Source organism: Bifidobacterium eulemuris (assembly GCF_014898155.1).
GTDB classification, from domain to species: domain Bacteria; phylum Actinomycetota; class Actinomycetes; order Actinomycetales; family Bifidobacteriaceae; genus Bifidobacterium; species Bifidobacterium eulemuris.
Window position 1 is genome coordinate 2,838,424 of the sequence record NZ_CP062938.1, and the last position, 13,504, is coordinate 2,851,927.

8 protein-coding genes and 2 pseudogenes are annotated in these 13,504 nt (G+C 65.3%); 8 read left to right on the forward strand and 2 right to left on the reverse strand.

Annotation, left to right across the window (positions count from 1 at the left end):
* Nucleotides 1–58: 58 nt before the first annotated feature.
* Both BE0216_RS11545 and BE0216_RS11550 read left to right on the forward strand, forming a co-directional pair.
* The gene (locus BE0216_RS11545) at nucleotides 59–1,153 is read left to right on the forward strand and encodes a prephenate dehydratase (RefSeq protein ID WP_094637077.1); all 1,095 of its coding nucleotides are present in this window, start codon (nucleotides 59–61) and stop codon (nucleotides 1,151–1,153) included.
* A pseudogene (locus BE0216_RS11550) lies at nucleotides 1,147–2,223 on the forward strand (prephenate dehydrogenase); the annotation flags it as partial. The gene BE0216_RS11545 and the pseudogene BE0216_RS11550, both read left to right, overlap by 7 nt.
* 25 nt (nucleotides 2,224–2,248) lie before the next feature.
* Here BE0216_RS11550 and BE0216_RS11555 read toward each other — a convergent pair.
* On the reverse strand, nucleotides 2,249–2,500 hold the full coding sequence (locus BE0216_RS11555) for a DUF6725 family protein (protein ID WP_094637078.1): 252 nt from the start codon (nucleotides 2,498–2,500) through the stop codon (nucleotides 2,249–2,251).
* A 97-nt stretch (nucleotides 2,501–2,597) separates the two neighbouring features.
* Between BE0216_RS11555 and BE0216_RS11560 the strand changes: the two genes are divergently transcribed.
* Nucleotides 2,598–3,569, forward strand: a complete 972-nt coding sequence (locus BE0216_RS11560) for a tyrosine recombinase XerC (protein ID WP_094637079.1) — start codon at nucleotides 2,598–2,600, stop codon at nucleotides 3,567–3,569.
* Nucleotides 3,570–3,633: 64 nt separating this feature from the next.
* Here the strand turns inward: BE0216_RS11560 and BE0216_RS11565 are convergent, their stop codons facing one another.
* Nucleotides 3,634–6,246, reverse strand: coding sequence for a transglutaminase-like domain-containing protein (locus BE0216_RS11565; protein ID WP_094637080.1), 2,613 nt, complete (start codon nucleotides 6,244–6,246; stop codon nucleotides 3,634–3,636).
* A 374-nt stretch (nucleotides 6,247–6,620) separates the two neighbouring features.
* On the opposite strand from BE0216_RS11565, the pseudogene BE0216_RS11570 reads away from it, so the two are divergent.
* The 5 genes and pseudogenes from BE0216_RS11570 to BE0216_RS11590 all read left to right on the forward strand — a co-directional run bounded on the left by BE0216_RS11570 (nucleotide 6,621) and on the right by BE0216_RS11590 (nucleotide 13,397).
* Nucleotides 6,621–8,215 (forward strand): annotated as a pseudogene (locus BE0216_RS11570) (peptide ABC transporter substrate-binding protein).
* 252 nt (nucleotides 8,216–8,467) lie between these two features.
* Nucleotides 8,468–9,394, forward strand: coding sequence for an ABC transporter permease (locus BE0216_RS11575; RefSeq protein WP_094637081.1), 927 nt, complete (start codon nucleotides 8,468–8,470; stop codon nucleotides 9,392–9,394).
* 67 nt (nucleotides 9,395–9,461) lie between these two features.
* Nucleotides 9,462–10,394: an ABC transporter permease gene (locus BE0216_RS11580; protein ID WP_094637082.1), complete on the forward strand. Its 933-nt coding sequence runs from the start codon at nucleotides 9,462–9,464 to the stop codon at nucleotides 10,392–10,394.
* A gap of 12 nt (nucleotides 10,395–10,406) precedes the next feature.
* Nucleotides 10,407–12,431 (forward strand): dipeptide ABC transporter ATP-binding protein, encoded by a 2,025-nt coding sequence (locus tag BE0216_RS11585; protein ID WP_094637083.1) that lies wholly within the window; start codon nucleotides 10,407–10,409, stop codon nucleotides 12,429–12,431.
* Between the two features lie 108 nt (nucleotides 12,432–12,539).
* On the forward strand, nucleotides 12,540–13,397 hold the full coding sequence (locus tag BE0216_RS11590) for an exodeoxyribonuclease III (protein ID WP_094637084.1): 858 nt from the start codon (nucleotides 12,540–12,542) through the stop codon (nucleotides 13,395–13,397).
* Nucleotides 13,398–13,504 lie beyond the last annotated feature (107 nt).

Consider the following 13,504-nt stretch of genomic DNA (forward strand, 5'->3'; position numbering starts at 1 on the left):
TCCGCGGATGCGGGTGTCTGGATGCGCGGCACGCCCGCGAGCAGGTACAGTGAGGCCTATGACTGGAATAACGCTGACCTATTTGGGTCCGGAGGGCACCTTCACGCATCAGGCGGCCATAACCGCGGCCGATATGCTTGCGCACCTGTTTGAGGGCGCGCGCCCAGAACTGATCGCCGCGCCCGATGTGCCGTCGATTATGCGGGCCGTGGAAGCGGGGGAGTCCTGGGGGGTGATCGCGTGGGAGAACAACGTCGAGGGCTATGTGGTGCCGAATCTCGACGCGCTGATCGACGCGCGCGACATCGCCGGCTTCGCCCGCGTCGGCGTCGACATCGCCTTCGACGCCTTCGTACGCGACCAGTCCGACCGTCTTTCCAACGAGTCCCCCTCCCGTCTTTCCGATGAGTCCCCCTCCCGTCATTCCGAGCGCAGTCGAGGAATCTCACCCGCCGAACCACTCGACGACGCCACTCTCCGCGCCCTGCGCGGCGCCACCGTCAGCGCCCACTCGCACGGCCTCGCCCAATGCAAACGCTTCATCGCCGAATACGGTCTGGTGCCCGAGCCGGCCAGCTCCAACGCCGCCGCCTGCCGCGACCTCAAACCCGGACAGATGGCGTTCGGCCCAAGCATCTGCGGACCGCTGTACGGTCTGCGCACCGTCGCCAAAGGAGTGCAGGACTATCAGGGCGCCCACACCGAGTTCCTGGTGCTCGCCCCGCGTACGACGGTGATGGAACTGCTCGCCCACGCGCGCGAGGATGAGGTGGCCGAATACGAGACCATCATCACCTTCATTCCCCTAAGCACCGGTCCGGGCGTGCTGGCCGACCTGCTCGACGTGCTGCGCGACGCCGGACTGAACATGACCAGCTTCATCTCCCGCCCGATCAAAGGCCATGACGGCACCTACAGCTTCATCGTCACCATCGACGCCGCGCCATGGCAGCAGCGCTTCCAGAGCGTGCTCACCGAAGTGGCCGAGCATGGTGACTGGGTGAAAACCCTCGCCGTGTATCCACGCCGGGAGAGGCCGAACCCGCCGGTCGACGATTGGATGCTGCCCCAAGGCGGCGTGCATCTCGACGAGGCGCGTCTGCCCGAAGGATTCGACCATGACGACGCGGTGAGAAAGGAGCTGCTGTGGTAGAGGAGACGAACGCCATCGAACATCGAGCGCCATCGGCAGACACCCCATCCGTCATCGGCGTGGTCGGACTCGGACTGATCGGCGGATCGCTCGCCCGCAGGCTGGTCGACCGCGGACGGACGGTGGTGGCATGGAACCACCGCCCGCATCCGTACGAGCAGGCGCGCCACGACGGCATCATCTGCGAGGATTCGCTCGCCGGGCTTGTGGGCGCGAACCCCGACGTGGTGGTGCTGTGCAATCCGCTTAAGGCCATGCCCGCCATCCTCGCCGAACTCAAGCCGCTGCTGGACGCATGCCCGAACGTCACGCTCACCGATGTGGGCAGCGTCAAAGGCATGGTGCGTGAACAGGTCGAGGCCGCCGGCTTGGGGAATCGGTATGTGGGCGCGCATCCGATGGCCGGCAACGAGCGTTCCGGCTGGAGCGCGGCCGACCCGCATCTCTACGATGACGCCTTGTGGGCGATCACCGTCGACGCGAACACGGCGTATGATCGTTTCCTCACCGTGGCCCGGTTCGTCGTCGACGCGGTGGGAGACCAGGCGATCGTCCTCGACGACGACACCCATGACCGCGCCGCCGCGCTGATCTCCCACATGCCGCACGCGGTCGCCACCGCGCTGATCAACGAACTGGTGGGCGACCCCATCCGCAATATCGCCGCCGCGCTGGCAGCCGGCTCATGGCGCGATATGACGCGCGTGGCGCTTACCGATCCGCTCCGCACGCGAGCGATGATCGAAGAGGACGCGGCCAACGTCGAAACCCTGCTGCGCCATATGGCCGCGCGTCTCAACGCCGTGGCCGACCAGCTGCATGACGGGGACGCGGACGCATTGACGGAATTCTTCGCCGCGGGCCAGCCGTTCAGGGACTACAAGGCGGCAGTGAACGCGCAGACGACGATGGGTGAGGCCGCCGCGAATCATACGGACGCCGACACAACGCGACTGTCGATTCCCCATGACGGTTGGCAACAGGCTTTGCTGGCATCGGCCGCACGCGGCGAGCATATCGTCGCCATCGACGGCGAGTATGAGGCGCGCGTGGCCATCCGCTCACGCCTCGAACGTTATGAATCCGACACCGACGTCACGGGCGGGGATTCGGACGTTCGGGAACGGGTTTGATGGTGGCGATGGTGTCGGCTTCGATGGACACACGCTGAGCGGGGCGGGAACCGTTGGCCGCCGCGTCCCGCGTCAGTTCGAGCGTGTGGCCGTCCCAAGAGCGCACATGACCCACGAAATCACGGAATTTGGTGCGGTGGTCGGTCGGGTCGACCCCGTCGATCACCCGCACCACGATGCGCGATCCCGACGGTATTTCCTGTGGCAGCGCCATGATGGTCCCCTTTCGCAACGGCGACGTCCGATTACTCATCAGAATACTCGGGTAAGCTGGCGGATGATGTGAACACCAGGGGAGGGGAGACGAGGCCATGCGTTTCGACGAGCAGCTGCGCGAATATCTCTCCTATCTCAAAGCGAATCGGGGATTGAGCGAGAACACGCGCAAAGCGTATGGCACCGATGTGGGGGAATGCCTGCAACTGCTGGAATCACGAGGTATCGAAAACCTATCCGAAGTCACGCTGGAGGATCTGCGTGGCTGGATGGCCCACGCGTCGCGTTCGCACGCGCGCAGCAGCATGGCGCGCAAAACGGTGGCGGTCCGCGGGTTCTTCGCATGGGCGCACGACCATGGCGTCACCACCGCCGACCCGGCCGCCACGCTGATGACCCCGAAAATCCCCGACACGCTGCCCACGGTGCTCACCGAATCGCAGGCCGAACGGCTCCTGGGCTCGCCTACGGAGAATCCCGAGCGTTCCGCCGCGGCCATAATACGGCGCGACCCCCACGAATCCTCTCCGGTCGCGCTGCGTGACGCGGCGATTCTCGAACTGCTGTACGCCACGGGCATCCGCGTGGCCGAATTGGTGGGGCTGAACGTCGATGATGTGGATTTCGACAGCCATACGTTGAAGGTGACGGGCAAAGGCAACAAGCAGCGGGTGGTGCCCTTCGGCGTGCCCGCCTCGCACGCCTTGGAGGATTGGGTGGAGCGTGGGAGGCCCGCCATGGTTCAGGCGGCGCGTGAGTCCTCGCATAAGACACGAGGCTCGGATAACGCGGGCGACGCGCTGTTCGTGGGCCAGCGTGGCGCCCGTCTTGACCAACGCGTCGCGCGCGAGGTGGTGCATCGGGCCGCGCGTGAGGCCGGCGTGCCCGACATCAGCCCGCACGCCTTGCGCCATAGCGCCGCCACCCATCTGTTGGACGGCGGCGCCGATCTGCGCGAGGTGCAGGAGATGCTCGGCCACTCCTCGCTGCGCACCACGCAGCGGTACACGCATGTGTCCATCGAACAGCTCAAAGCCCGCTACGGACAGGCCTTCCCCCGCGCGTAGGGGGCATTCGACCAGTCGAAGCGACGGGGGTGAATCAAACGCACCCGTGCGTCGTTCGCACGGCTTACCGCGAGGCCAAGCGGACGGCCAGCTCCACGGATCCCACGCTGTATCCGCTGCACGCGTAGGTGGCGACCGTCTTCGCGCGCTCGACATGCGCCACGACCAGCAGCGGCAGCTTCTCCGGATCGACGAAGGTGATGCGCGCCAGCCGTTCGGCGCTCGCCGCCTCGCAGCCGTAGCATGTGACCGGCAGGGGTAGGCGGTCCAGCTGGTCGACGATCGCCTTCGCCGGCGATGTGTCGCCCGGGCAGGTCGCGACGATCAGCTGAGGGCCTTCCGTCTCGCCCGCCGCTCCGACACGCTCCTGATACGCGCGCAGCTCGTCGAGCACATGGATGCTGGGCTCGGAGCCGTTCGCGTCGAGCACGCACAACACCGCCGGCGATCCGGCCCGCCCATGCTCGTCCATAAGACCGCGCAGGGTGCGTTTCGCGCCATCGTCCGCGGTGAGCGCAACCTCCTCCAGTTCGATGCGGTTCACCAGCTCGTCCTCGCGCGGCTCGCGCCACAGCAGTTCGATATCCGCCACGTCGCCTTCGACGACGTCGAACACGCGCTCGGCGGCCAGCTGGTTGCCGTTGGGCAGACGGGTGGTGGTGATGAGGCGATACCGTCCGGCGTCCAACGTCACCGTCATACATCCGTCGCGCCACGGACGGTCGGTGAGATCCAGCGACGTGTAATCCAAGCCGTGGTCGGTCCGGCATAGCCTGCCCAGAGTCCAATCCGCGGCGTAGCGGGGCGCGGTGCGCTCGCCGGCGCGCAGCCGCAGGACCGCAGGCTGGGCGACCGTCGGGGATGGGATCGCCTGCGATGCGGCTCCAGTCTTGCGGTCAGGCGAGGTCTGTGGAACGGTTCGCCAATCCGATCCGTCGAAGTATTGCGGCAGTCGGTTCTGGGGGTCGAGTCTGGCGGGCACGCCCAGCGCGCGGCACGCGCGTACGAAGGCGATGGCGCGGCGCAAAGGCGTGTCCCGGATATCCAACGGCAGCGCGAGTGTCAGCGCGTTGTGCGCTGGCGCGGCCGCGTCCGGATCGGGCGGTGCCGTGGAAGATCCGGCCATCGATTCGTCCAAATCGGCCAACATCCGGTACAACGCCTGCGGGTCGGTCCGCAGGCGCTTCCGCTCGTCGGCCGTGAGACGGTTGTGCAGCATGAGTCGGTGTTCGGTCAGCTCCTCGTCGTCCACCCGGGCGTTGAGCACGTACCCGCGCCAGATTCCGCGCGCCTCGTCGTCATCCATGTCGGCCAGCCAACGCGAGAACGTGTCGGTTCTCACAACCTTGGCGCATTCGTAGGCATCACGCAACTGCATACCGGTCACATCGGCCAGATCCTTGCCGCGCAATGCCCGCACCAGTTCGAGACGGTCGGCGTCATCGTCGGCGATCAGGAAGGCGCTGACCGTCGGCCAGTTGCCGCCGGCCTCGGCCAGAAGCCCGTCCATACGGGCGTCGCCGGTGTTCGAAAGCCGCGCGAAATCCTCCAATCGGGCCACGCGCATGGCCTCCGCCCGCGCGGCCCGCGCCGCACCGCGGGCGCGTTCGTCGGCGGTCAACCGTTGGGCACGCGAGGCGTTCGAGACCGGCGCGGTCAGATCCGTCAGCCGCCATCCGTCCGGGGCGGAGGCCTCGTCGTCCAATGTGAGCGTCACCGAGGAGACCCGTGCCGTGTCCAGCGTCGTTTCGGCGAAGCGGTCGCCATATGCGGCGTGCACGCGTACGGAGCCTTTGCCCAACGTCAGCGACACCGTCCCCGAATCGTCCGTGTCGAGGGCGGCGATCGTCGAGTATTCGGCCATGTTGAGCAGTTGGAACGACACCGTCGCCCCTCGCGCCGGCGTCACGCTGTCCGCCTGCATGACGCGCACCGTAAGCCGTGTGACGGGCGCGTAATGGTCGGTCACGTTCTCCAACAGTTCGTACCCGTCGCCGCCGGCCGAACGCGAGACGTTCACATTGCCGCACGAATAGTCGCTGAACACGCGCGTATGCACCAGCATCGCGCGGGTGGCGGCGCGGTCGAACCAGCCGCGGTCGAGCCGCTCCTCCGGCTCGCAGGCGCCCATGAACCGCCATACGCCGTCGATGCGCGCCTCGACCCAGGCGTGGTTGTCGTCGCAGTGCGCCCAACGCGGCGTGTAGATTTGCCGGGCGGGGATGCCGATCGAGCGCAACGCGGTGACCAGCAGCGTCGACTCCTCGCCGCACCGGCCGACGCCGCGGTTCAATGCGCCGGCCGGCGAGATGGTCCGCCCGTCGGTGGGCGCGTAGGTCACATGCTCGGCGCACCAATAGTTCGCCTCGATGGCGGCGCGCTCCATATCCAAGCCTTGGACGCGGTCTCGCAGCTCCATCCAGATCCGCTCGCGGCAGGGGACGAGACGCTCGTTGTTGACCCGCGGCCATGCCACATAATGCACGAACACGTCATCGGGCAACGCGCGGGTCCAGTCCATCTCACGGCGCAGCATCGCCGCGTGGCGCGCGCACTCCGCCAAGGCCGCGCGTCCGTCGCGCAGGTCGAAGGGGCCCAGCGCGTCGGCGAACATGCGCATCAGCATGTCGGCATCGCGTATGTCGGTAAGGGGATTGTTCGAGGCGTTGACGTTCATCGTGTGGCACCTTTCGTGAGCGATTGGCCTACGCGGAGCGCGAAAGGCGGCGTTCTATGGAAGGAGAATTAACATAACAGTAACATTGACGGCGGCTCGCTTCGTTGGCGGTGCCGGATGTCTCCGGCAGAGGTGCCATATCAACCTGCGGGATTCGTGGGTTTTCCGCGTGAATTCGTTATGAGACTTTCGGAAAAAACGAAATATCGCCATGCAACGGGCATATTTCGAGATGGCGATTGTGCCTGTCGCGCTTGTGCGGCACAATTGACAATCAATCAAGCAAAGGGGTGGCGCTGGCACAACCGGCGGAGCCCCATTTTTGCGTGAAGCGGGGTGCGAATCCCCGCAATCCAATGAATAGGAGAAACCATATGAAGAAGAAAGCTCTCGCTTTCGCCGCCGCGGTCTGCGCCACCGGCCTGCTGCTGAGCGCATCATCACTGCCTACGGCTGCGAGCCGCAGAACCCGCTGATCCCGGGCAACACCAACGAGACCTGCGGCGGCAACCCGATCGATCTGCTGTTCGCCAAGCTCGTCGCCTTCGACGCCGAAGGCAACGCCGAGAACGAGGTCGCCGAGTCCATCGAGCCGAACGAGGACAACACCGAATACACCGTCACCCTTGAGGACGGCTGGACCTTCACCGACGGCACCCCCGTCACCGCCGAGTCCTTCACCAAGGCCTGGAGCTACGTGGCCAACGCCGCCAACGGCATGGTCAACTCCGGCTTCTTCAACATCATCGAAGGCTATGAGGACCTGCAGGACACCGAGAACCTCGACGGCACCGAGCAGCTCTCCGGCCTGACCGTGGTGGACGACACCACCTTCACCGTCAAGCTCATCGAGCCGAGCTCCACCTTCCCGATCCAGGTGGGCTACACCGCCTTCGCCCCGCTGCCCGAGTCCTTCTACGACGACCCGGAGGCCTTCGGCGAGAACCCGATGGGCAATGGCCAGTACAAGCTGGACCACTGGACGCATGATTCCGAGATCGCCCTCGTCAAGAACGACGACTACAAGGGCGTCGCTCCCGCGCAGAACAACGGCGTGACCTTCAAGGTTTACACCGATGTCGAGGCCGGTTACGCCGACGTGCAGGCCGGCAACCTCGACGTGATGGAGTCCGTGCCGTCCTCCGCCACCGCCACCTTCGAAACCGATGAGACCGTCCAGGCCTACAACGAGGCCGGCTCCGTGATCCAGACCTTCACCTTCCCGTCCGATCTGGAGCACTTCGCCGACGACGAGGAGGGCCACCTGCGTCGCCAGGCCATCTCCCGCGCCATCGACCGTCAGAACATCGTCGACAAGGTGCTCAATGGCGTCGGCACCCCCGCCACCGACTTCACCGCTCCGGCGATGCCGGGCTACTCCGACTCCCTCGAAGGCAGCGAGGTGCTCACCTACGACGCCGACGCCGCCAAGGAGCTGTGGGAGCAGGCCAACGCCATCAACGCGTGGGACAACGACAACGACAAGCTCACCATCGCCTACAACGCCGATGGTGGCGCCAAGCCGATCTACGACGCGATCGTGAACTCCATCACCAACACTCTGGGCATCACCTGCGAGACCAACCCGATCGCCACCTTCTCCGAGTTCCGTGAGTCCATCTCCAACCGCACCATGGAATCCGCCTTCCGTACCGGTTGGCAGCCCGACTACCCGTCCGCCGAGAACTACCTCAAGCCGCTGTATGCGTCCTCCGCTGCCGATGGCTTGGGCTCGAACGATGGCGACTACAAGAACCCCGAGTTCGACGCGCTGATCTCTCAGGCCGCCTCCGCTCCCGACACCGAGTCCGCCAACGCCCTGTACCAGCAGGCCGAGCAGATCCTCTTCGAGGACATGCCCGCCGTCCCGCTGTACTACAGCAACGCCAACGGCGTCGCCGCCCTCGGCGTGAACGGTCTGACCTTCAACTGGAAGAACCTGCCGGTCTACTACCAGCTCACCAAGTGAGCCAGGCCCGTCCAGGTCTTGAATTCGAGGCCTGACGACAGCCATCAGAAATCCAAAACGGGGAGATGAGGATAGTCCTTGTTTCCCCGTTTTGGGTTTTTACAGTTTCATACGTCCTATGAACTGGTACACTTTCATGCAGTCAATGGCTGGCCGTCGTCATGCAGGTCATGCGTTCCATGGAGGAACGCGCGGCATGCATGGGACGGTCATCCGATCCACTTACGACATCATGTGAAAAGGAGAGGGCCCATGGGCAGATACCTCCTGCGGCGCATTCTGCAGATGATCCCGGTTGTGCTGGGCACCACGCTGCTGATCTACGCGCTGGTCTTCGCGCTTCCCGGCGATCCGGTGGCCGCGATGTTCGGCAGCAAGCCGGTGAACGAAGCGGTCGCCGCGCAGATTCGAGCCGAATACAATCTGGACAAACCGTTCATCGTCCAATACCTGCTGTTCCTCAAGAACGCGCTGACGCTCGACTTCGGCAAGACGTTCTCCGGCCAGCCGGTGATCGGCGAGATCGGGCGCGCGTTCCCCGTCACCATCAAGCTCGCGCTTATGGCCTTCGTTTTCGAGGCGATCTTCGGTGTGGTCTTCGGCATCATCTCCGGCTTGAAGAAGGGCAAGTGGTACGACACCGTCATCCTCGTCGTCTCCCTGCTGCTCATCTCCGTGCCGACCTTCGTCACCGGCTTCGTGCTGCAGTACTTCGTCGGCGTCAAGTGGGGCCTGTTGCCCGTGACAGCCGGCAGTGACCCGGGCTTCATCGACCTGCTCATGCCGGCCATGGTGCTCGGCTCCGTGTCGATGGCCTACATCATCCGACTGACCCGCACCGAGGTCTCCTCCAACATCGCCGAGGACTACGTGCGCACCGCCCGCGCCAAGGGCATGAGCAACAAAAGCGTGATCGCCCGCCATATCCTGCGCAACTCGCTGATCCCCGTCGTCACCTACCTGGGCGCCGACCTCGGCGCGCTGATGGGCGGCGCGATGATCTCGGAGACCATCTTCAACATCCACGGCGTCGGCTATCTGCTCTATCAGAGCATCCTCAAAGGCGAAAGCAACATCGTGGTCTCCACGGTGACCCTGCTGGTGCTCATCTTCGTGGTGTGCAACCTGATCGTCGATATGCTCTACGCGGTGCTCGACCCGCGCATCCGGTACGCGTGACAAGGGGAGGAACAATGACGGACGAAACCATGAACAATTCGACTTTCCCCCCCCCGCAGGCAAGGCGTTGCCCGGACAGGAGCGCTATGTGGCGCCCATCGAAGAGACCCCGCTGCAGCAGGTCGACTCCGTGGACGAGTCCGCGCCGGCCACCAGCATGTGGGCCGACGCGTGGCGCACGCTGCGTAAGAATCCGCTGTTCATCATCTCGGGCATCCTGATCATCTTCATCCTCATCGTGGCGCTGTTCCCGCAGCTGTTCACCAAGCAGGATCCGACCTATTGCGATCTGAACTTCTCGCAGGATCCGGCCTCGGCCGGCCATCCCTTCGGCTACGATCTGCAAGGTTGCGACGTGTACGCCCGCGTGATCTACGGCGCGCGCACCTCGGTGAGCGTCGGCATCCTGACCACAATCATCGTCGCCATCGTCGGCGGCGTCATCGGCGCTCTCGCCGGTTTCTTCGGCGGATGGGTCGACGCGCTGCTCAGCCGCATCACCGACATCTTCTACGCGATCCCGTTCCTGCTGGGCGCCATCGTCGTGCTGCAGATGTTCCGCACCTCCGACTCGATCTGGAAGGTCGTGCTCGTGCTGGCGCTTTTCGGCTGGGTGTCGTTCGCCCGCATCGCCCGCGGCTCCGTGATGGAGGCGAAGAACCTCGAGTTCAACACGGCCTCCACGGCGCTCGGTTCCACGCCGCTGCGCAATCTCGCACGCCATGTGGTGCCCAACGCGTTGGCGCCGGTCATCGTGATCGCCACCACCTCGCTCGGCTCCTACATCGTCTCCGAAGCCACGCTGAGCTTCCTCGGTCTGGGCCTGCCCACCACCGTGGTCAGCTGGGGCGCCGACATCTCCAGCGCCCGCAGTCTGCTGCGCACCAACCCCGCCGTGCTGTTCTACCCGTCCGCCGCGCTGGCCATCACCGTGCTCGCCTTCATCATGATGGGCGACGCCGTCAAGGACGCGCTGGATCCCAAGAGCCGTACGGCCTGATCGGAGGAAACGATGAGCGAAACAACGCACAACACCAAGAACGCCATCACCATCGAGGAGCTGCAGCGCCAGCAGGGGCCCCTGCTCGAGGTCAAGGACCTTCAGGTCGACTTCACCACCGACGACAAGCGCTCCGTGCACGCCGTGCGCAACGCCTCCTTCAGCGTCTATCCCGGCCAGTGGGTGGCCATCGTGGGCGAGTCCGGCTCGGGCAAGTCCACCTCGGCCATGGCCGTGCTGGGCCTGCTGCCCGGCACCGGCAAGGTGGTCGGCGGTTCCATCAAGCTCGACGGCCAGGAGATCTCCGGCTTCAAACAGAAGGAATTCGACAAGCTGCGCGGCTCCAAAATGGGTCTGGTGCCCCAGGATCCGATGAGCAACCTCAACCCGGTGTGGCGCATCGGCACCCAGGTCAAGGAGGCGCTCACGGCCAACGGCATGGACGTGGCCCACGAGAAGCGCGCCGCCCTGGCCCAGGCGCTTGCCGGCGACGAGGTCGAGATCCAAGGCAACGACGACGAGACCTTCATCGGATCCAAGGAGCTGCCCGCGCTGATGGAGGCCGCCAAGGCCGCCATCGTCGAAGTGGGCCTGGCCGGCGAACGCGCCGAGAACTCGATGAAGTACTTCGCCGAGGAATGGGTTCCGGGCTCCGAAACCCGCTGGCGCGTGGCCGACGACCTCATCAAGGCCGGCGTGGCCGATGAGAAGGCTTGGGCCATCGCCAAGCAGTATGTGACCGGCTCCACCATGGAGGACCGCATCGCCGGCCTGCTCTCCGAGGCCGGCCTGCCTGACGCGGCCACCCGCGCGCGCCAGTTCCCGCACGAGTTCTCCGGTGGCATGCGCCAGCGCGCGCTGATCGCCATCGGCCTGGCCTGCCGCCCCGATCTGCTGATCGCCGACGAGCCGACCTCCGCGCTCGACGTGACCGTGCAGAAGCGCATCCTCGACCACCTGCACGACCTGACCGACTCGCTCGGCACCGCCGTGCTGTTCATCACCCACGATCTGGGACTCGCGGCCGAACGCGCCCAGCACATCGTCGTGATGTACAAGGGCCAGGTCGTCGAATCCGGCCCCTCCCTCGAGGTGCTGCAGCATCCGCAGCACCCCTACACCAAGCGTCTGGTCGCGGCGGCGCCCTCGCTCGCCTCGCAGCGCATCATCTCCGCGAAGGAACGCGGCGAGGACGCGTCGAAGCTGATGGAGCACCACGTCACCGACGAGGCCCAGCTCGAGAAGAGCGAGAACATCATCGTCGTCGACCATCTGACCAAGGAGTTCAAGCTCCCGCGCAAGAAGGAGCTGTTCAAGGCGGTGGACGACGTGTCGTTCTCCGTTAAGCGCGGCACCACCATGGCCATCGTGGGCGAGTCCGGCTCGGGCAAGTCCACCGTGGCGAACATGGTGTTGAAGCTGCTCGAGCCCACGGCCGGCACCGTGACCTACGAGGGACGCGACATCGCCGGATTCAAAGGCAAGGAGCTGCTGGACTTCCGCCGCCACGTGCAGCCGGTGTTCCAGAACCCCTACGGCTCGCTCGACCCGATGTATTCGATCTACCGCTCCATCGAGGAGCCGTTGCGCATCCACGGCATCGGCGACAAGAAGAGCCGCCGCGACCGTGTGCGCGAACTGCTCGAGATGGTGGAGATGCCCGAGTCCGTGATGGGACGTTACCCCAACGAGCTGTCCGGCGGCCAGCGCCAGCGCATCGCCATCGCGCGCGCCATGGCGCTCGACCCGGATGTGATCGTGTGCGACGAGGCTGTCTCTGCCCTCGACGTGCTCGTGCAGGACCAGGTGCTGCGTCTGCTCAACGACCTGCAGGCCGAAAAGGGCCTGAGCTACCTGTTCATCACCCACGATCTGGCCGTGGTGCGCCAGATCGCCGACGAGGTCGTGGTGATGCAGCATGGCAGGCTCGTCGAGCACGCCACCACCGACGAGGTCTTCGAGCATCCGAAGATGCAGTACACGCAGGATCTGCTCGACGCCATCCCCGGCGGCAAGCTCCAGCTCGGTCTGGACTGATCCGCCCGGTCAGGCGTCTTCTGACGGACCCCGGTTCCCCGATTGGAGGAGCCGGGGTCCGCTCGTATCTGCGGGCGGTATCGCGTCTCGCTGCTAAGGTCGTGTGCCATGATCACCATCACCACTTCGAATGTGAACGGCATCCGCGCGGCCCGGCGCAAAGGCATCGAGGAATGGGCGGAGCGCAACACGCCCGACGTGTGGTGCATGCAGGAGGTGCGTGCGCCGCAGGAGGAGATCGATCCGATCTACGACGCCTTCGCCTTCGGCTACATGGCGGCCGGACGCATAGCCGCTCCCGGCGAACTCACGCGCGTCAACGAGGTGTGCCGCGTCAAAGGCCGCGCCGGAGTCGGCCTGCTGAGCGCCCTGCCCGTCACCGCCACCCGATACGGACTCGCCGGACTGAACGAGGATGTGGACTCCGGACGATGGATCGAGACGGACGTGACCACGCCGCAGGGCTATGGGCTGACCGTCGCATGCGTGTACGTGCACGCCGGCAACACGGACGATCCGGTCAAAATGGAGCAGAAATACCGCTTCCTCGACGCGATGCTCGCGAGGTTGGGCGAACTGCGCGACGAGGCTGCCGGCGGCGGCAGGCAGGCCGTGCTGTGCGGCGATTTCAACATCGCCCACACGCCGCTCGACATCAAAAACGCGAAAGCCAACGAGAAGCACGCCGGATTCCTGCCCGAAGAGCGCGCCTATGTGGACCGCTGGCTGGGGGAGTACGAGTTCGTGGATGTGATGCGCGACCTCGCCGGCGAGATCCAAGGCCCGTACACGTGGTGGAGCCAGCGCGGACGCGCCTTCGACAACAATGTGGGCTGGCGTCTCGACTACCAGTTCGCCACGCCGGAGCTCGCGCAGACCGCGCGCGGCTTCGTGATCGACAAAGCGCCCACCTACGAGGCCCGATGGTCCGACCACGCGCCGTTAAGCGTCACCTACGACGTGTGAGAACCGTTCTCGACAACGCTGTAACCACATGGACCTTCAAAACGTTGGAATCCCGTCGACGGCAATGCCCAAATGGTTAAAGCGTTGCAACCATGGATGAATATTCA

Coding starts and splice junctions, on each gene's coding strand:
- BE0216_RS11545 (WP_094637077.1), top strand. CDS start 59: ATGACTGGAATAACGCTGACCTATTTGGGTCCGGAGGGCACCTTCACG.
- BE0216_RS11555 (WP_094637078.1), bottom strand. CDS start 2,500: ATGGCGCTGCCACAGGAAATACCGTCGGGATCGCGCATCGTGGTGCGG.
- BE0216_RS11560 (WP_094637079.1), top strand. CDS start 2,598: ATGCGTTTCGACGAGCAGCTGCGCGAATATCTCTCCTATCTCAAAGCG.
- BE0216_RS11565 (WP_094637080.1), bottom strand. CDS start 6,246: ATGAACGTCAACGCCTCGAACAATCCCCTTACCGACATACGCGATGCC.
- BE0216_RS11575 (WP_094637081.1), top strand. CDS start 8,468: ATGGGCAGATACCTCCTGCGGCGCATTCTGCAGATGATCCCGGTTGTG.
- BE0216_RS11585 (WP_094637083.1), top strand. CDS start 10,407: ATGAGCGAAACAACGCACAACACCAAGAACGCCATCACCATCGAGGAG.
- BE0216_RS11590 (WP_094637084.1), top strand. CDS start 12,540: ATGATCACCATCACCACTTCGAATGTGAACGGCATCCGCGCGGCCCGG.